The organism is Micromonospora sp. NPDC053740 (genome assembly GCF_040677775.1).
In the GTDB taxonomy this organism is placed as follows: Bacteria; Actinomycetota; Actinomycetes; order Mycobacteriales; family Micromonosporaceae; genus Micromonospora; species Micromonospora alfalfae.
In genome coordinates this window covers 116,212-133,511 of record NZ_JBFASO010000009.1, presented here as the reverse complement: position 1 = coordinate 133,511, position 17,300 = coordinate 116,212, and the positions used below count along the sequence as shown (strand labels likewise).

At 67.9% G+C, this 17,300-nt stretch carries 18 protein-coding genes; 9 read left to right on the top strand and 9 right to left on the bottom strand.

Going from position 1 to position 17,300, the window contains the following annotated elements; translation table 11 throughout:
- Window position 1: 1 nt before the first annotated feature.
- From AB0K35_RS23375 to AB0K35_RS23365, 3 genes are all read right to left on the bottom strand, one after another.
- A complete protein-coding gene (locus AB0K35_RS23375) occupies window positions 2-559 on the bottom strand; it encodes a hypothetical protein (protein WP_238668569.1) in 558 nt (185 codons plus the stop codon).
- Window positions 560-640: 81 nt separating this feature from the next.
- Window positions 641-940: a hypothetical protein gene (locus AB0K35_RS23370; protein ID WP_363887507.1), complete on the bottom strand. Its 300-nt coding sequence runs from the start codon at window positions 938-940 to the stop codon at window positions 641-643.
- Window positions 941-1,183: 243 nt separating this feature from the next.
- Window positions 1,184-2,419: a low temperature requirement protein A gene (locus tag AB0K35_RS23365; RefSeq protein ID WP_363887504.1), complete on the bottom strand. Its 1,236-nt coding sequence runs from the start codon at window positions 2,417-2,419 to the stop codon at window positions 1,184-1,186.
- Window positions 2,420-2,729: 310 nt separating this feature from the next.
- Here AB0K35_RS23365 and AB0K35_RS23360 point away from each other — a divergent pair, with 310 nt between their 5' ends.
- Window positions 2,730-3,974, top strand: coding sequence for a PQQ-dependent sugar dehydrogenase (locus AB0K35_RS23360; RefSeq protein ID WP_238668572.1), 1,245 nt, complete (start codon window positions 2,730-2,732; stop codon window positions 3,972-3,974).
- Window positions 3,975-4,089: 115 nt separating this feature from the next.
- Here AB0K35_RS23360 and AB0K35_RS23355 read toward each other — a convergent pair whose 3' ends face one another.
- Window positions 4,090-4,782 carry a hypothetical protein gene (locus AB0K35_RS23355; RefSeq protein ID WP_363887501.1) on the bottom strand — a complete coding sequence of 231 codons (693 nt, stop codon included), beginning with the start codon at window positions 4,780-4,782 and terminating at the stop codon, window positions 4,090-4,092.
- Between the two features lie 153 nt (window positions 4,783-4,935).
- Between AB0K35_RS23355 and AB0K35_RS23350 the strand changes: the two genes are divergently transcribed.
- Window positions 4,936-5,544, top strand: coding sequence for a DinB family protein (locus AB0K35_RS23350; RefSeq protein ID WP_363887498.1), 609 nt, complete (start codon window positions 4,936-4,938; stop codon window positions 5,542-5,544).
- A 195-nt stretch (window positions 5,545-5,739) separates the two neighbouring features.
- Entirely contained in the window at window positions 5,740-5,973 is a 234-nt protein-coding gene (locus AB0K35_RS23345; protein WP_363887845.1) for an ATP-binding domain-containing protein, read from the top strand.
- A gap of 71 nt (window positions 5,974-6,044) precedes the next feature.
- Here AB0K35_RS23345 and AB0K35_RS23340 read toward each other — a convergent pair whose 3' ends face one another.
- Window positions 6,045-6,755 carry a hypothetical protein gene (locus AB0K35_RS23340; protein WP_363887495.1) on the bottom strand — a complete coding sequence of 237 codons (711 nt, stop codon included), beginning with the start codon at window positions 6,753-6,755 and terminating at the stop codon, window positions 6,045-6,047.
- A gap of 190 nt (window positions 6,756-6,945) precedes the next feature.
- On the bottom strand, window positions 6,946-7,287 hold the full coding sequence (locus tag AB0K35_RS23335) for a VOC family protein (protein WP_238668577.1): 342 nt from the start codon (window positions 7,285-7,287) through the stop codon (window positions 6,946-6,948).
- 196 nt (window positions 7,288-7,483) lie between these two features.
- On the opposite strand from AB0K35_RS23335, the gene AB0K35_RS23330 reads away from it, so the two are divergent.
- On the top strand, window positions 7,484-9,055 hold the full coding sequence (locus AB0K35_RS23330; RefSeq protein ID WP_238668578.1) for an LPXTG cell wall anchor domain-containing protein: 1,572 nt from the start codon (window positions 7,484-7,486) through the stop codon (window positions 9,053-9,055).
- 111 nt (window positions 9,056-9,166) lie between these two features.
- Here AB0K35_RS23330 and AB0K35_RS23325 read toward each other — a convergent pair whose 3' ends face one another.
- From AB0K35_RS23325 to AB0K35_RS23315, 3 genes are all read right to left on the bottom strand, one after another.
- Entirely contained in the window at window positions 9,167-9,910 is a 744-nt protein-coding gene (locus tag AB0K35_RS23325; protein WP_363887843.1) for an alpha/beta fold hydrolase, read from the bottom strand.
- Between the two features lie 97 nt (window positions 9,911-10,007).
- Window positions 10,008-10,577 carry a DJ-1/PfpI family protein gene (locus AB0K35_RS23320; RefSeq protein WP_210781253.1) on the bottom strand — a complete coding sequence of 190 codons (570 nt, stop codon included), beginning with the start codon at window positions 10,575-10,577 and terminating at the stop codon, window positions 10,008-10,010.
- 89 nt (window positions 10,578-10,666) lie between these two features.
- Window positions 10,667-11,410, bottom strand: a complete 744-nt coding sequence (locus AB0K35_RS23315; protein WP_238668579.1) for a GntR family transcriptional regulator — start codon at window positions 11,408-11,410, stop codon at window positions 10,667-10,669.
- Window positions 11,411-11,799: 389 nt separating this feature from the next.
- On the opposite strand from AB0K35_RS23315, the gene AB0K35_RS23310 reads away from it, so the two are divergent.
- From AB0K35_RS23310 to AB0K35_RS23290, 5 genes are read left to right on the top strand one after another with little or no spacing between them, the layout of a single operon-like run.
- Window positions 11,800-13,233 carry an extracellular solute-binding protein gene (locus AB0K35_RS23310; protein ID WP_363887491.1) on the top strand — a complete coding sequence of 478 codons (1,434 nt, stop codon included), beginning with the start codon at window positions 11,800-11,802 and terminating at the stop codon, window positions 13,231-13,233.
- A gap of 47 nt (window positions 13,234-13,280) precedes the next feature.
- Complete coding sequence (locus AB0K35_RS23305) at window positions 13,281-14,180, top strand: sugar ABC transporter permease (protein ID WP_238668581.1); 900 nt, start codon at window positions 13,281-13,283, stop codon at window positions 14,178-14,180.
- Entirely contained in the window at window positions 14,180-15,091 is a 912-nt protein-coding gene (locus tag AB0K35_RS23300; RefSeq protein ID WP_363887488.1) for a carbohydrate ABC transporter permease, read from the top strand. The genes AB0K35_RS23305 and AB0K35_RS23300 overlap by 1 nt, the downstream gene beginning before the upstream one ends.
- Window positions 15,091-16,158: an ATP-binding cassette domain-containing protein gene (locus tag AB0K35_RS23295; RefSeq protein WP_238668583.1), complete on the top strand. Its 1,068-nt coding sequence runs from the start codon at window positions 15,091-15,093 to the stop codon at window positions 16,156-16,158. Before AB0K35_RS23300 ends, AB0K35_RS23295 begins: the two co-directional genes overlap by 1 nt.
- Window positions 16,158-17,234, top strand: coding sequence for an ABC transporter ATP-binding protein (locus AB0K35_RS23290; RefSeq protein ID WP_238668584.1), 1,077 nt, complete (start codon window positions 16,158-16,160; stop codon window positions 17,232-17,234). The genes AB0K35_RS23295 and AB0K35_RS23290 overlap by 1 nt, the downstream gene beginning before the upstream one ends.
- The last annotated feature ends 66 nt before the right edge of the window (window positions 17,235-17,300 follow it).

Here is a 17,300-nt window from a genome sequence, read left to right as displayed (position 1 = left end):
GTCAGTGTCCCTTCGCGGCGCGGCCGAGGCGGATGGCCGCGATGAGGAAGAAGATGGCGCCGGGGATGGCGTAGCCGACCGCGTTGGTCAGCGCCGGGTTGTCCGCCGAGGCTGCCGCGACGAACGATCCACCGGCGATGACGGAGATTCCACCGCTGATGATCATCGGCCACTGGCCACCCATCTTGCGGCGGGTGACGCCCACGATCAACTGAACCAGCCCGGCCACGACCGCCCAGGCACCCCAGACGCGCAGGACCGCGGGGATGCCGGACGCGCCGGCGACGCCCAGGCCCACCGCGGCGAGCAGGCTGATCGCGACGTTCACGTACAGCAGGGTGGGCGATCCGGTGGCCCGCGACGCGCGGACGTCGACGATGGCGGCGGCCACGTCGAACAGCGGGTAGAGCACGAGCAGCGCGGCGGTGAGGGGGTTGAGGTGCTTGGCGAGTGGGAACGTCACGGCAGCCCAGACGATGGCGAAGGCGAAGCGACCGAAGTACAGCCGCCGCAGGGCGGCGGCCGTCGTCGAGATGCCGGGAACGGCAACGGTGGTCATGGTCATCCTTTCGGTGATTCCGGAGCGAAGGGGACGCCCAGCGGGGGTGCGGGCCGCCACCGGGAGGGGTAGGGCGGGGTGCTACTCGATGTCTGAGAACAGCCCCGTGATCTCCACCTGAGCGCCCTGGAGCCCACCGAAGACGGCACCGGCAACGGGCGTCGCGACTGCGGCAGCGGCGTCCTCGTAGCTGGCGAAGTACAGGTCGAGCGTCCGGTACGCGGGAGTGGGTGTGCCGTCCTCCTTCGGCCACACCTTGGCCGACTCGACCCGCTGAAGCTTCGGGAACGTCTCCGCGGCCCGGCGTACGTCGGCGTAGACCTTTTCGAACTCGTCCGGGTCGGTGGGGTTACCGATGATTAGGGTGATCTTGGTGGGCATGACGGTCTCCTTCAGGTGCAGCCGTACACCTGGCCAGCGCCAGGTAGAACGAACGTTCTGTCTGTGAGAACAGTACCCACCCGGCCCCCTGCCGTCAATACCGACCGTTCTATCTAGGGGCGGCGGTGGCGTTGTGTCGCTCTCCCCCATCCGGGCGGAGCACGGTTCGACATGAATGCGCGGTGCGTGCCTGGTCGGGCGGTTACGCGACGAAACGGGCTACCGCGGCGAGCGAGCTCCGCGTCACGCCTCGGAGTCGCGATCTTCGGACGTCTCTCGTCCGATCGGCGAGGCGGTAACCTCCTGCGGTCGACCCCGCCTGCGCAGCGCGTCCAGGAGCGCGACCACGGCCAGCACTCCGGCCACCACGCTCAGCCCCGCCATCGGCGTCCAACGTGCCAGCAACGGCGTGAACAGCAGCAGGGCAGCCAGGCCGATGATCTGGGGTCGGGACGCATGGTCGAAGATCTCGTACTCCAGCCGCGTACGGGCGACCAGGAAGAGCATCGGACCGCCCACCACGAACAGCAGCCAACTGGGTCGAGGCTGCCCGAACGGATGATCGATCACCAGCTCGTATCCGACCGCCGTGACGAGCACGCTGAGCACGATCAACAGATGCGTCCGTTCCGACACCGCGCCCAGCCGGCCGGGCATACCCGCCCGGCCGAACGCCTCCGCCAGCAGCAGACCGGCACGATAGAAGTAGATCCGCCAGAGCAGCGCGCTGGTGGCGAACGCGACAGTGAAGGCGGCTGCCCGCTCCGCGGAGTAGTCCGCGCCGCTGAAGACCACGCCGACAACCAGAATCGACTCACCGAGCGCGATCAGGAACATCTGCTGGTAGCGGTCCGCGAGGTGAGTCCCCGCGATCCGCCACCGCCCTACCTTCGAGACGCCGAGCCACGGCAGCGGCCAGCCCAATGTCCAGGCGAGGTAGTCGACAGCAAGGGCGACGACCCACAGCGGCAGGCGGAGGTGATCCGGGCCCAGCGCGCCGGCCAGCCACAGCGGGGCGCTCGCCAGCGCCCACACGACAAGCCGAAACGGCACCAGCCGTCGCGGATGGCCACGCAGCGCGACGGCGACCACGAGCGGCCGCACCACCATCACCATCAGGTACGCGACCACGAACGGCAGCGCTCGCTCCTCCATGGCGCGGGGCAGCGTCACCGCCATGATCAGGCCGGCGAACATGGTGCCGACCACGACGGCCTGAATGACCGGCCGCTCCGGCTCGTACCGGCTGGTGATCCAGGCGGTGTGCGACCAGATCAACCAGAGCGCCAGAAAGAGCAGCAGGGTACGACCGAACCCCGTGACGAGCTCCCAACCGGTGTCTTCGGCCAACCCCGCGAATCGTTGCGAGACCCGGGTGAGGGCCACAACGAAGGCCAGATCGAAGAACAGCTCCAGGAACGTCGCCCGACCCGAACTCACCGGGGGACGCAGCAGCTCGGCACCCCGCCCCGCCGCCATCGTCCGCCTCCGTCCGCCCCTCGCTACCAACGAGCCGGCCACCAGCGGAGTTGCGTCAACGCCCGCCTGGAGTCTGGCGTGGCACCGCACTACGGACAGGAGTGACCGGTGCTGCCACGACTCCTGCGGCGTGCATCGGCGAAGGAAATCCGTGCCGTCCTCCGCTCGCCGCTCCCCAGGCCGCAGTGCGGGAAGCGGCCGCAGGCTCGAACGGAACGCGCAGCCATCGGTTGGATATCGATTTCAACCAATGTATCGTGGGAACGCTCCCAGACCGCGTCCACCACTTCACCTGCTCGAGGAGCTGAACATGTCACGACGACGTCGTCGCCCGGCCGCCATGCTGGCCGGGTTGCTCGCTCTGGCCCTGGCTGCGTCCCTGTCGCCACCGACGCCGATCGCCGGCACCGCCGCGGCCGGCCCATCCAAAACCCGTGCTGTGCCACTCACCGAGCTGACCGTGGTATCCGAACGGGTGGCTTTCGGTCTGCAGCGTCCGATCGCGATCAGCGGGCTGCCGGACGGCCGGATGCTGATCGCGGAGAAGAACGGCACCGTCCGCGCCTACCACCCCGACACCGGATTGGCGGCCGAGCCGGTGCTCGACCTGACCGCCCGGATCGACACGTCGGACAACGAGCGCGGCCTGCTCGGCATCACTCCGGCACCGAACTTCGCGCGGACCGGGATGCTCTACGTGGCCTACACGAGCCTGCCGGCCGGCGCGCTGACCCTGGCGCGGGTGCCCATCAACGCTCCCGACCGGGTGCAGGTGCTGCTCACCCAGGAGCACGCCGACTACGGCAACCACAACGGCGGACAGGTGGCCTTCGGCCGCGACGGCTACCTCTACTGGTCCCTCGGCGACGGTGGCTACGCGAACGACCCCTACAAGAGCGGCCAGAACCTCGGCACCCTGCTCGGCAAGATTCTGCGGATCGACGTCAACCGCAGCTGCGGGGGAAAGCCCTACTGCGTGCCCTACGACAACCCGTTCGTCCGCACCTCGGGCGCGCGGCCGGAAATCTGGGTCTACGGGCTGCGCAACCCGTGGAAGTTCTCCATCGACCCGGCCGACAACTCGCTGTGGATCGGTGACGTCGGCCAGGGTCTGATCGAGGAGATCAACCACGTCCGCCCGTCGCAGCGTGGCGCGAACCTCGGCTGGTCCTGTCGAGAGGGCACGCCGGTGTTCGACGAGACGCAGTGCCGGCCGGGCGTGCGGCTCACCGACCCGATCGTCGAGTACGACCACTACATGACGGAGAACTGCTCCATCATCGGCGGCCTGGTGTACCGGGGGTCCGTCACCCCGGAGGCGCGGGGCACCTACATCGCCAGCGACTACTGCTCGACCCGTGCTTTCGCCGTGCGTCCCAAGTCCACGGGTGGCTACGAGTCCGCTGAGATCGGCACCTTCCCCACCCAGCCGACGGCGTTCGGCGCCGATGTGAACGGCGAGCTGTACGTGCTCAGTGACCTCCCGGGATGGCTGAGCAAGGTGCGGTTCGAGCGGGTCCAGCCGACCCCCACCGGCGGGGCGACGATCCGCTGAACCGCGGGACATGCCCTTGACACCCGCGCTACCTCCGGGGACGGCCGCGTTCGGCGGCCGTCCCCGGCCCACTCCCACGGCGGGCTACCACCCACGCGTTCGGCCCGGCCTCGACCTAGAAAAGGGTCTGCTGTGACGGATCGCCGGCCTCTTGATCAGGCTGGCGGCGCCCCCGCTCGGAGTTGGTCGCGCCCCACCAGCTCGTACGAACGGGATCAAGGTGTGGCGGCTCAAGGCTTCCGTTGAGCCACCCGTCGAGCCAGTCCACAAGAGAGATCCCCTCCGGGTAGAACGAGTGCTCGCCAAGGCCCGAGTTCGGGTCGAAGCCCCACATCACCGCTCTCTGGCCCGCGCAATCGACGTACGAGTAGATCGCACATCCCCAGTAGGCAATCGGCAGCAAGCCGGCGGGTTCTCGTGGATGGAGTCGATCGACCGCCGTACGTCCGAGATCGTCCGTGCAACCGCCCGCAACGCCCAGCACGGGGCCGAAGCCGCCATTGGCGACCTCCACATAGATGCGTCGCAGCAGCGGCGGCAGCGGATACCCAAGCACCCGTTCAGCGTCGTTCACAGCTTGAACAGAGGCAGGTTCAAGGGGTGGCAGCGGGTCGACGGCGTCGGTTGCCAACGCGGCAAGGTGTTCCCGCGATCCACGTGCCACCAGCCACCGGGTGTCCTCGGGCATGGGATTCACCATCCACCTGCCGTTCGCATCAAGAGAGCCGGGGCGGATGCACACGTCATCGCTGTAGTCGCGAGCTGCCACGCGAGCGGCGATGCACTGAAACACCTCGTCTTCGCGCATCCTCCCAGTATCGTTCGCCGGCCGGCCCGGCCGATGCCCGCCGCAGGCCGCCAGCAGGCCGAGGCCGACCGGCGCGGCCCACTCGCGGCCCACGGCCGGCGACGGCGTCCGCCAGGGGCGCAGCCACGTCTGCGCTGTAGGTACCGTGCGGGAATGACAAGGAGCGAACGAATCGCCGACCAGCTGGACCGCCACTGGCACAAGAACCTGCGGCCGCGGCTGCACGGTCTTGCCGATGAGGAGTACTTCTGGGAGCCGGTGCGTGGCTGCTGGAGCATCCGCCCACGTGGCATGTCGACCGCACCGATGTCGGCAGGTTCAGGAGAATGGACGATGGACTTCGCCTCCCCTGCCCCGGCGCCGGCGCCGGCGCCGGTGACCACGATCGCCTGGCGACTGGCGCACATCATCGTTTCCTGCCTGGGCTACCGGGTCGGGTGGCACTTCGGCGGCCAGGACGTCGACTCCCAGACGTTCGCCTACGCGGGGACCGCTGACGAGGCGCTGAGACAGCTCGACGAGATGTATGGGAGATGGAACGCGGGGGTCCGCGAGCTCTCCGACGCCGACCTGGAGAATCCGCCCACCGTGGGTCCGGAGCGGTTTCCCATGGAGGGCATCGTCCTGCACGTCAACAGGGAGCTGATCCATCACGGCGCCGAGATCTCCCTGCTGCGCGACCTCTACCGCTGGCGGGACGAAGCTGCACCGCGAGCAGTGGATCGGCCAGCGGCTCCGAGCCTCGTAGCGTTCCCAGAATGAGCAGGAGCGACGAGCGTTACCTGGTCGCCCTCTTCTGGGCGCAGCGACGTCCGTGAGCCAGCCTTCCGCAGGGGACCGTGGGCAGACACACCTGAACGTCGTCCAACCCCCGTCGATCAAGCCCCTTTTCTCAATCTCCCGGCCACAGGCACACGTACGCCGTCGTTCGGCTGAACCGCGCGGCGACGCCGCGGAATCGGCCGGGCCTCGGCAGTATCCGAACCCTCAGGGACTCGCCCGTGGCCAGCCGTCCGCACCCCCGATTCGGCAAGGGGTGCGGAGTTCGACGGGGTAGTGGTCGTGGAGCCGCGCTACTTCGTACGACAGGAGGAGTTCGTCGGGACCCTGTACACGAGCCTGACCCGGGCGAACCGCGAACTCGTCGTGGTGCACAGCAAGCCACTGCCTGAACCGCTCACACAACGCTGACCGTCTTGAAGCCACAGCGGTCGGGCCGGGTAGGTGGCTACACCGCCATTGCCCGGGCGGAGTGCAGTCGCTCACCCCTCGATTCGGCGCGGTCCCAGAGCCCGCACCAACTCATCGATCAATGCCGGATCCTCTTCCAGCATCCGCCTGATGCTGTCGCTCACCTGCTCCGGGCCGAGCGTGCTCTCCACGTTCAGTTCCTCAGCCCCGACGTTGCGCAGCACTCTCGCCTGTACCTCGTTGAACAGTCGTCCGTCCTCGGTGAGCAGTTGCGCCATCATCGCCGCGACGAAACGCTCCCTCGCTTCCGCCTCGCTGCCCCCGGCGCTGAAGCTCTCAAGCGCCGCAACCAGTTCTGGCGACGGTTCCCCGCCCACAGTCGACGTAACCCAGATCGGACCCGTCTCCGGGGCCGATTCGGCGGCGATGGCACCACGAGAGGTTCGTTTTCCCGACACAAAGTTCCACGTCGACCGCATCGCGGGGAGCGCCTGGTTGTTCCATGTCGCCTTCACCGCTGGCACCGCCTGCTGGGTCAACGCGGTCTTCGCAGCAGGCAGCGCCTGCTGCACCAGCCACCGCTCGACATGCGGCGCGGCCGCCATGGCAGCCCTCGCGGCGGCTTCCAGAGCAAGCGTCTTGACCAGATCCTTGAATTCCGACGACTCTCGCCCCGGCCCTGCCGAACCCGTGCTGTCACCGTCCGGGATGAACGTGCCGTGGTCAACGAGCTTCCCGGCGTCATTGTATAGATTTTGGTGAAGTCCGCCCGCTTTGGACACTCCTGGGATCAGCCCATCGGGATACTCGAACCGGCCTCTGACACTAGCCATCGCACACCATGAACGGCACTGTATCGAAGTCCCCTAGGCGCTGGAATCATACGAACGCCACTGCCCCGACCGATTTCCGGTCGGGGCAGTCTGCGTGTCCGTCGCCCCTACGGGGGTCTGCGGACGTCGCCAACCTTCGTCAGACCGGCTCGCCGCCGATGCCGATCTCGTTGCCGTCCGGGTCGCGGAAGGTGGCCTTGCGGACGCCGTTGTCGTAGGTCTCGCGCCCGGCCGGCTCCAGGCCGCGCTCGGCGATCTGGGCGATACGGGCGTCGAAGTCGCTGACGAAGACGGTGTGCATGGCGTGCCCGGCATGGTCGGGCCGCACCTCGATGAACAGGTACCGGTGCTCGGCGAGTTCCCACACCGCCTCGGTGTCGTTCGGTAGGAACGATGGCGGGGCGCCGAGGAGTCGCTCGTACCAGGCCGCCGCGGCGGCGTAGTCGCGAACGGGAATGCCCGCGAACAGATCTACGGTCATGACGCCATGCTAGGTGCCCGGCCCCGGAAGATCAGAAAAATGACGATCGCCATGGTGCGGCGGTCGGCCGGACGACGATGCTGGCCCTCCGTTCGGCCGATATCCGCCGCTGGCGCCCGAGTGGGGCGGCACCAGCCCCTGACGGCCTCATAAGCTCCACGGGCCCCATTGATCAACCCCACGGAGGAACCCGGTAATGCCCAAGCAACTCGCCCGACGCTGGCTTGCCGGGCTCGGCGTCGTAGGCGTGCTCCTCGCCGCCTCCGCCATCCCCGCCTTCGCCGCCCCTGCCGCCGAGGACCTCGATTTCTTCGCCCAAGATGTGGTTGTCGCCCCCGGCGGCCCTGCAAAAGGGACGAACCTCTTTGCCCGCACCCGCACCAGCAACTCGGAGTGGGGCGAATACACGGTGAAGGTGGACCGGAGCAAGGTCGCTGGCTTCGCCGACGTGCGGGACGCCAACAGTGCTGCCCCCTGCACCGAGTCTGGTGCGATCCTCACCTGCAAGGTGGTGGCGGAGGAAAACGACTACTACACGTACATCACCATGGTCGACCTGGTCGTCCGGGCGAAGAAGAGCGCCACGCTCAACCAGCAGGGCGAAATCAAGTTCACCGTCACCGATGGCGGCGGCGGTTCGGCCACCTACCACTCGAGCGTCAGCATCGGTGAGGGCGTGGATCTCGCCGGCATCGAGCAAGGGCTCCAGCTGACAGGCACCCTCGGCGGCACGCTCGACGTCCCGCTCACAGTGGCGAACCGCGGCGAGAAGGCCGTCCACAGCGTGGTGCTGTTCTTCGAAGGCGGCTACGGTTACGGCCCGTCGAAGCGGTACAAGAACTGTGAGTACAGCCCCGCCGACGCCTTCCGCCACGCCTTCGCCTGCCGGTTCCCCAACACCATCGAGCCGGGCGGCGCCGCACGGCTCGACTCCAGCTTCGGTTTCACAGTGCCGACCGACGATCCGGCCCCGAACGGTCACACCGGCGCGGCGCGCTGGTTCACGCCGGCAGACTGGGAGGAGTCCCAGTCCTTCAACCCGGCGCTACTTGGCCAGCAGGGCACCGAGGGGGAGCTGAGGCTTGAGCCGGTTGGTCTGCAGAGCAGGTCGCCGCAGACAGACGTCAACCACCAGAACAGCAGGACGGTGATGAGACTCCAGGTCAGCGGTGACCAGGGGGCTGAGGTGGCGGCGCTCGGGACGCCGACGACCGCGACCGGAGAGGTCGGCGCCACGGTGCCGTTGAAGGTCGGCTACGTCAACAACGGCCCGGCGGCTGTCAACGTTGACGGAGCCAAGGATCTCCGGGCCCGTACCGTGCTCTCGCTGCCGAGTGGCGTCACGGCCGTACGCGTTCCGATGACCTGCTCGAGCTACGGCGACTGGGTGCCTGGAAAGCCTGGCGCCAAGGTTTACCACTGCGGCGAGCACAAGCGCCTGGCGCAGGGCGAGAAGATGGAGTACGAGTTCGGACTGCGCCTCGACGAGGCCGGCACCCGGGCCGCCCAGGTGCAGCTGACCTTCGACGCGGGCGTGGACCTCAACCCTGCCAACGACAGCGCGAAGGTCACCATCATCGCGAGCGCTGACGGCGGGAGCGAGAACCCCGGCGGGGATGACGGCCAGGGAGGCGGGGACACCGATGGCTCGCTGCCGATCACGGGTGCCAAGGCCGGCCTGACCGCCGCCATCGGTGGCGTACTGCTCGCCGCCGGCGCTGCGGGCTTCGTGGCGACCCGCCGCCGCAGGAACCGCTTCGTCGCCTGATCTACTCCCTGCACCAGCGGTGCCCCGTCGACCTCAGGTCGTCGGGGCACTGCTGTGCTCTCATGACCTGCCGTGACTCTGCACGGTCGTCGCCCTGGCATGCCGCAGCAGCTAGTGATCGCGGTCCAGGCGGAGGAAGCGCGACAGCAGTTGCCTGAACTCGTGCGGGTGCTCGATCGCCGGCACGTGCCCGCATCGGTCGAGCACGTGCAGACGGGCATCGGTCAGGTGTTCGAGCAGGGGCTGGGCTGCCGTCTCGAGCGGGGTGATCCGGTCCTCGGCGCCGTGAACGAGCAGCACGGGCGCGCGCACCGCTGCCAGCGTTTGCGCCGAGAGGGTGAGGTCGTCGACCCACCGTGCCCTTGGTGGAGGGAACAGCGACGCGAATGCGGCCTCCCCCGTTCGCATCGCGGCTGCACGGGCGTCGACGGCCGAATCGGTCACGAGCGCTTGGTCGAGGACGAGGCGACTGAGCATGTCTCGTGCCCCGAGCGGGCCGGCGGGGGCGGCCCAGACCGCGTCGAGGTCGGCGGACAGCGGCGCCCCGGGGGCGCCCATCGTCGAGACCGCGACGACACGGGTGACCTGCTGGGGGCGCGTGGCCGCCAACGCCAGCGCCACGGCGCCGCCCATGGAGTGACCCACCACGGCGTAGTACTCGATACCGAGAGCATCCATCAGGCCCGCGGCCTGCTCCGTCCACAGCCGGAGCCCACCCCTGGAGCCCGCCGGGATGGGTGTACGGCCGAACCCCGCCTGGTCCGGGGCCACCAGGTGCCAGGACGCGCCCAGCGCCTGCGCCGTCGTTGCCCAGGCTCCGGACCCGGTAGTGCCGGGTCCGGAGCCGTGCAGCATCAGCACCGCGGGCCCCGCGCCGCTCTCCAGGACGTGGACGGGGGAACCGTCCACTGTGACGGTCCGAAGTGCGGTCACCAGGGCAGGCCAGGTGTGCTCATGCCGAGGCGGGGTCGACGGACTTCGAGAAGAGCTCCATCATCGCCCTGCCGAACTGCGGCATGTCGGGCCATCCCCGGCAGGAGACGAGGTTGCCGTCCACGACGTCGGGAGCGTCGATGACCGTCGCGCCCGCGTTCTCCATGTCACCGGTGATGGGGGGAAAGCACGCCGTCTTCCGACCCTTCAGCAGCCCGTACACCGCTGGTACCTGCGCGCCGTGGCACACCAGCGCGATGGGAAGGTTGCGCGCGAAGAAGTGCTCGGTGATGCGCCTGACGTCGGCGTCGACCCGGATCCACTCGGGAGCACGTCCCCCGGGAATGATGAGGGCGTCATAGCGCTCGACGTCGACCTGGGCCCAGGGTACGTCGACCGGCAGCTTGCGGCCGTTCTTCTCCACGTAGGCGTCGGAGTTGGGGTCGAACTCGTGGATGACCAGTTGCACGTCACGCATCGTCCGTGACGAGACGTCGACGTCCCAGCCGCCCTCCTGCACGCGATAGTAGGGATACATGGTGTCGAGCTCCTCGGCGGCGTCGCCGGTCAGGAGCAGCGCTCTGGGCACCTGCTTCTCCTCGCATCTTGGGGCGGGTGAGGTGGATCCAATCCGATCCGATCAGGATTGGGTTAGCATTCCTGGGCCCAGCGCGCTCGTCAAGCCTCTACCGACATTGCCCCGGCGTCCTCGATCTCGTCGAACACTCGTCTGAAACGTTCGCCGGACCGCAAGATGTGGCGACGCATCGCGTAGGCGGCGGCGTCGGGGTCACGCGCGGCGATCGCGGCCACAACTTCCTCGTGCTCGGCCATGGCCAGGTGAGTGACCTGGGTGTCGTGGTGAAGCCGGAAGAGGTGCACGTGGCTGTGCAGGCGAGCGAGCGCTTCACGGATGACCTGGTTCTCCGCACTCAGGGCGACGAGATCGTGAAAGGCGGCGTCGCGTAGTCCGAAGGCGCCATAGGCCATGGGCCCGCTGCCCCCCTCCAGCTCGGCCATCTCCTCCAGCATCCGTCGCAGTCCGGCCACCTGCTCCGAGGATGCGCGTTCGGCGGACCTACGGGCCGCCGCCGGCTCAAGGAGCAGGCGGACCTCGAGCATGTCCTCGAATCGGTGTCGGGTGATCTGCGGAGGGATGCGGTAGCCGGCATGGGGTACCCGCACGACAAGGCCCTCTGCCTCCATCCGGTTGAGAGCGTCTCGGATCGGTGTCTGTGAGACCCCCAGCTCCCGCGCCAGGACGTCGATCGTGACGCGGGAGCCAGGCTCGATCCGTAGCGACATCAGCTGCCCGAGCAGCGTGTCGTACACCTCGTCGGCAAGCCGGCCGCCAGATCTGCCCGGCGGCATTCCGCCCGTCACGGACCTGCGGCCCCGCACGATCATCGCTTCGTCGTCCATCGTGACGTGAGGTCCCTTCTTACGCCTTCGCGAGCCTATTGACATCAGTCACAACGCTGCGGCATGCTGACGCCCCAACTCGATCGTATAGGAAAAGTGACTGTCGCCCGCCATCCTGCACATCGCGGCACCGCCCGTCACGGCTCCACTTCGATCACCTGGAACTCCACGAGCATGCTCGACGTCCTGCTCGGTTCGTCACCGGGTCGCAGCTGGACCGAAGGACTTCTCGACGGCATGAAGACCCGGTACGCCGCGGCGTACTCGGGACGCCGGTCCGCGGGTCGGTCCCCGCGACAGCCCGGCGACGTGTCTGAACAACCCAGCAACTGCTCGGCGAAGCACATAGCGAGGCCTTAGAAGTCCCCACCCAGAAAGCAGGCAAGAAGATGCGGTTTCCGAAGCGAATAGGGCAAACGTCTAATACCGGGCGGAAGGTGCGGCTGGCGACGGCGGCCATGCTGCTGGTGGCCACCACCGTGACGGCCTGTGGCGATAGCAAGGACGACGGCGCGAAGACGAGCGCCCCGAAGGCACCGGCGACCATCCCGGAGCTCACCAAGGATCCGCTGACCCTCAGCTTCATCTGGTTCGACTGGCCCCCTGCGAAGGCCCTCGAAGACTTCGCGAACGCGGAGTACAAGAAGGAACGGCCGAACGCGACCATCAAGGTCAACACCGTGCCGAACGCGAACTGGCACGACGCGATGTTCACCCAGTTCGCCGCGCGCAAGACCGACTTCGACATCGCGATCCTGGACTCGCAGCACATCGGTGAGGCCGTGACGAACGGCAACATCCTCGACCTCACCGACTTCGTCAAGTCGAACATCGACGTCAATGCCTACAACCCGTACCTCCTGGCCGCCTACGGCCAGTTCCCCCAGGCGGAGACCGGCAAGCGCGACGAGAACGCCAGCCTGTACGGACTGCCGCTGCTCGGCGACACCTGGACGATGATCTACCGCAAGGACCTGATCGGCGACAAGCCACCGCAGACCTGGGACCAGATGATCTCGGCCGCCGAGAAGTGCCAGGCGGACAACCCCGGCATCAGCGGGCTGGCTTTCCACCAGGCAAACGGCTCCGACGCCGCGGCCGTAACCTACAACACGGTCAACGGCGTCTACGGCGGCAACCTCTGGGACCCCAAGGCACGCAAGATCGACGGTGTCCTCAACGACGCCGCTGGCCAGGAGGCGATGGACGTCCTGGTCAACAAGATGAAGCCGCTGACCGCCAAGGGCTCCGGCAACTGGTTCATCGACGAGGTCAACGCGGCTGTCGCCCAGGGCAAGGCATGCATCGCGTTCAACTGGATCGCCGCGAGCGGCGGTCTGCTCGATCCGAAGCAGTCGACGCTCGGCACCACGCGGGAGCAGATTCTCGACAAGCTGGGCTTCGCCACCCTGCCGAGCCAGAAGACCGACCTGGTCCCGCTCGGCGGTATGGGGATGCACGTCTCGGCCTACTCCGCCAGCGCGAACCAGGCCGAGGCCCTGAACTTCATGAAGTGGTTCGAGCAGGCTGACGTCCAGAAGAAGTGGGCTGCGGCCGGCGGCGTGCCAGCGCGTACGGACGCCCTGCAGTCGCCCGAGTTCCTCAATGCCGGGCCGTTCAACAAGGTGTACGCCGACTCGGTGCCGCGGATGCGGGACATGTGGAACGTGCCGGAGTACGCGCGCCTGGTCGACATCGAGAACACCAACGTGAACGCGGCCCTCAACGGCGCCAAGAAGCCGAAGGATGCGCTCGACGACATCGCCAAGGAGCAGCAGGGCGTACTCGACTCCAGCAACCGCAAGGGTGGCGGCGGACTGTGAAAGACCCCGCCCCTCTGACCACCGACCACCCCGGGCAGGTGGTGTCTGTGACGCCACCTGCCCCGGGGCGGTCCCGCCGGCTGAGCGACCGCTGGCTCGCCGTCACGTTCATCTCCCCGGCGATGCTGCTGTTGCTCGCCATGTCGGTGTTCCCGTTGCTGTGGTCGTTGTACCTGTCCTTCACCGACTACTCGGCCACCCGCGGCGGGCCGGCCCACTTCATCGGGTTCGGGAACTACACAGCGATCCTGACGTCGGCGCAGGTCCACACGAGGGCCCTGACGACCTTGCTCTACGTGGTCGGCGCGGTCGGCCTGCAGACCGTGCTCGGTTTCGGCATCGCCTACCTGATCTCCCGACGCACGCACGGGCGAGGAGTGCTGACCACGCTGTTCCTGGTTCCGATGATGCTGTCGCCGGTCGTGGTCGGGCTGTTCTGGCGGTTCATGCTCGACGCGCAGTTCGGCGTGGTCAACAGCATGCTCGGCTCGGTCGGTCTGGGGCAGGTGGAGTGGCTCACCCGTCAGCGGACCGCACTGATCTCCCTGATCGTTGTTGACACCTGGCAGTGGACGCCGTTCATCATGCTCATCGCACTCGCCGGCCTCAGCGCGGTTCCCAAGTACCTGTACGAGGCGGCCTCGATCGACCGGGCGTCCGAGTGGTTCCGATTCCGCACCATCACTCTTCCGCTGGTGTGGCCGCTGCTTCTCATTGCCGTGATGTTCAGGGCCATCGAGGCCTTCCGGCTGTTCGACCTCGTCTACATCCTCACCAACGGAGGCCCCGGCGTCTCCACCGAGACGCTGTCGTTCCACATCTACAAGGTCGCGTTCCTGGGCTTCAACACCGGAACCGCATCGGCGTACGGGATTCTCATGGTCCTCGTCGTCATCGTCCTCACGCAGCTCTACCTGCGCTACCTGAACAAGCTCAAGGAGGACTGATGGCCGTCTCCGTCGACGAGGCCGTGTCCACAGGCCCGGCCCGGGATCACGCTCCCCCGGCGCGCCGCCTTGGCGGTCGCGGCCGCTCCGTGCTGGAGGTCGTGCTGCTGACCGTGCTGGCCGTGGTGATGCTCTTTCCAGTGCTGTGGATGCTCGAGACGTCGATCAAGGAGAACCGGGACGTCTACGCCATCCCGGCCAAGTTCTTCGACTTCGACGTCACCATGGCCCACTTCAAGGACGTGTTCGTCGCCCCCGACGGTGGTCGCACCGCCTTGTCCGTCTCGTTCTTCAACTCGGTGGTGGTCGCCGGTGTCTCCACGTTGCTGGCCACCGTGCTGGGGGTCCCGGCGGCCTGGGCCTACTCACGCTTCGCCGTGAGAGCCAAGAAGGACCAACTGTTCTTCATCCTGTCCACCCGCTTCATGCCGCCAGTGGTGGTCGTGATCCCGATCTTCCTGATGTACCGCGAGTTCGGACTCATCGACAACAAGCTCGGCCTGATCCTCATCTACGCCGCCTTCAACGTCCCGTTCACGATCTGGATGATGAAGGGGTTCGTCGACGAGGTGCCCGCCGAGTACGAGGATGCCGCCATGCTCGACGGCTACACCCGTCTGCAGGCGTTCTGGCGATACACCCTGCCGCTGCTCGTGCCCGGCATCGCCGCGACGGCGGTATTCGCGCTCATCTTCTCGTGGAACGAGTTCGTGTTCGCCACCTTCCTCACCTCCAGCGACAGCGTGCGGACGGCCCCACCGGCCATCGCCGGTCTGATCGGCGGCACCACCACGGACTGGGGTCTCGTGGCCGCCTCCTCAGTGGTGTTCGCCCTACCGGTGCTCGTCTTCGCGTACCTGGTGCGCAAGCACCTCATCGCCGGTGTGACGCTCGGGGCGGTGCGACGCTGATGGCGGGCATCGAGGTGACAGCGCTGCACAAGCGCTACCCGGACGGGACGGTCGCGGTTGAGCACGTTGACCTGTCCATCGGCCACGGCGAGCTGTTCGTGATGCTCGGCCCTTCGGGTTGCGGCAAGACGACGACGCTGCGGGCCATCGCCGGCCTGGAGAGGCAGACCGCGGGCGACATCCGCATCGGCGACACGCTTGTCAACGACCTGCCGCCGGCGGAACGCGACATCGCCATGGTGTTCCAGTTCTACGCTCTCTACCCGCATCTGCGAACCCGCGACAACCTGGCGTTCCCCCTGCGGGCCGAGGGACTGCCCAAGCCGGAGGTGCACGCGCGGGTCACCGAGGCCGCCCGGTTGATGCGGCTCGGCCCGCTCCTGGACCGGCGACCGCGCCAGTTGTCCGGCGGGGAGCAGCAGCGTGTCGCGCTCGCCCGCGCCCTGGTGCGCCGACCGCGTGCCTTCCTCATGGACGAACCGCTCACCAACCTGGACGCGGAGCTGCGGGCGGACATGCGCACGGAGATCAAGCACCTGCAGGGGGAACTGGGCGCGACGATGGTCTACGTCACCCACGACCAGGTCGAGGCGATGTCGCTCGGTCACCGGATCGCCATCCTCAACAAGGGCCGCGTGGAGCAGATCGGCACCCCGCTGGAGGTCTACGACCGTCCGGCGAGTCTTTTCTGCGCCGCGTTCATCGGCTCTCCGCCGATGAACCTGATCGAGGTGGAGGTGGTCGACGGGAAGCTGCACAGTCAGGGCGGACTGGTTCTCCCGCCACCGCCCGGCCTGCCACGCGACCGCCGCCTGGTCGCAGGCGTCCGGCCGGAGGCGCTGGAAGTCACCGCACCCGAGGCGGAAGGCTCGATCCCGGCCCGGGTGGTCTCGGTGGAGTGGCTGGGCGACGAAGTCATCTACGTGGTCGACCACGGCGGCCAACGTGACGTCCGGGTCCGGATGCCACCGACTGTTCGTTTCGCCGCTGAAGCAAAGGTCGGGCTGCGGCACACCGGCGGAACCCCGACGGTCTACGACGTGAGCACGGAAGAGCTGGTGGCCTGATGGGAACCGTTGCAGCACACGGGCTGCGCAAGTCCTTCGGCAAGGTCCAGGCGCTGGACGGGGTGACGCTGGACGTGCCGGACGGCTCGTTCTTCGTCGTCCTCGGGCCTTCCGGGGCGGGAAAGACGACGACCCTACGGGCGATCGCCGGCCTGGAGAAGCTCGACGCCGGGTCGGTGCACCTGGACGGGCGGGACGCGACCCGCGACGCCCCGGCCGAACGCGACCTGGCGATGGTCTTCCAGAGCTACGCCCTCTACCCGCGCCACACCGTGTACGAGAACATCGCTTCGCCGCTGCGGGCCCGGCGCTGTTCGTCGGGCGAGATCGCGGCCGCCGTCGAGCAGATGTCCAGCCTGCTGCACATCGAACGTCTGCTGCAACGCCGGCCCTCCCAGTTGTCGGGCGGTGAGATGCAGCGTGTCGCCCTGGCCCGGGCGCTGGTCCGTAGCCCGCGCGCGTTCCTCATGGACGAACCGCTCACCAACCTCGACCTCAAGCTCCGCGTCGAGATGCGCACCGAGCTCACCCGCATCCACCGGAGCCTCGGAGCGACCTTCGTCTACGTGACGAACGACCAGGTCGAGGCCCTGTCCATGGCCGATCAGGTCGCGGTCCTCAAGGAGGGGAAGGTGCAACAGGTCGGAACGCCGACCGAGGTGTACGAGCGTCCCGCCAACCAGTGGGTCGCCGCATTCGTCGGGAGCCCACCGATCAGCCTGCTCGCCTGCCGCGCCGATGGAGATCGTCTGGTCGGTGCGGACGGCTGGACGCTGCCACGGCCCCGCTGGACCACGGCTGAGGACGGTCGTGAGCTGCTGTTGGGCCTGCGCGCGGAGGACCTGTCAGTCGAGCAACGTGGGGACGTGTCGTTGTCGGGCGAGCTTTACGGGCTTGAGCCGCTCGGTGACCGAACGGTGGTCGACGTCCGAGTGGGGACGGAGATCCTCAAGGTCAAGGCGCGACCCACAGTCACCGGTACGCCGGGCGAGCGCCTGCAGGTCACTGTCGACCTGGACCGTGCGCACCTGTTCGATGCGGGCACCGGGCTGTCGCTGTCCGAGGCGGGGCGGTAACGGCGCCGGGCGGCGACGGCGACATGCGCCGACACGTGGCATTCGAGCCTCCGCGGACCGTCACCA

Bases quoted from the DNA above. Each gene is read 5' to 3' on its own strand.
- AB0K35_RS23360 (WP_238668572.1), top strand. From the start codon at position 2,730: ATGTCACGACGACGTCGTCGCCCGGCCGCCATGCTGGCCGGGTTGCTC.
- AB0K35_RS23335 (WP_238668577.1), bottom strand. From the start codon at position 7,287: ATGACCGTAGATCTGTTCGCGGGCATTCCCGTTCGCGACTACGCCGCC.
- AB0K35_RS23330 (WP_238668578.1), top strand. From the start codon at position 7,484: ATGCCCAAGCAACTCGCCCGACGCTGGCTTGCCGGGCTCGGCGTCGTA.
- AB0K35_RS23300 (WP_363887488.1), top strand. From the start codon at position 14,180: ATGGCCGTCTCCGTCGACGAGGCCGTGTCCACAGGCCCGGCCCGGGAT.
- AB0K35_RS23350 (WP_363887498.1), top strand. From the start codon at position 4,936: ATGACAAGGAGCGAACGAATCGCCGACCAGCTGGACCGCCACTGGCAC.
- AB0K35_RS23370 (WP_363887507.1), bottom strand. From the start codon at position 940: ATGCCCACCAAGATCACCCTAATCATCGGTAACCCCACCGACCCGGAC.
- AB0K35_RS23315 (WP_238668579.1), bottom strand. From the start codon at position 11,410: ATGGACGACGAAGCGATGATCGTGCGGGGCCGCAGGTCCGTGACGGGC.
- AB0K35_RS23375 (WP_238668569.1), bottom strand. From the start codon at position 559: ATGACCACCGTTGCCGTTCCCGGCATCTCGACGACGGCCGCCGCCCTG.
- AB0K35_RS23310 (WP_363887491.1), top strand. From the start codon at position 11,800: ATGCGGTTTCCGAAGCGAATAGGGCAAACGTCTAATACCGGGCGGAAG.
- AB0K35_RS23295 (WP_238668583.1), top strand. From the start codon at position 15,091: ATGGCGGGCATCGAGGTGACAGCGCTGCACAAGCGCTACCCGGACGGG.
- AB0K35_RS23290 (WP_238668584.1), top strand. From the start codon at position 16,158: ATGGGAACCGTTGCAGCACACGGGCTGCGCAAGTCCTTCGGCAAGGTC.
- AB0K35_RS23325 (WP_363887843.1), bottom strand. From the start codon at position 9,910: ATGCTGCACGGCTCCGGACCCGGCACTACCGGGTCCGGAGCCTGGGCA.
- AB0K35_RS23355 (WP_363887501.1), bottom strand. From the start codon at position 4,782: ATGCGCGAAGACGAGGTGTTTCAGTGCATCGCCGCTCGCGTGGCAGCT.
- AB0K35_RS23365 (WP_363887504.1), bottom strand. From the start codon at position 2,419: ATGGCGGCGGGGCGGGGTGCCGAGCTGCTGCGTCCCCCGGTGAGTTCG.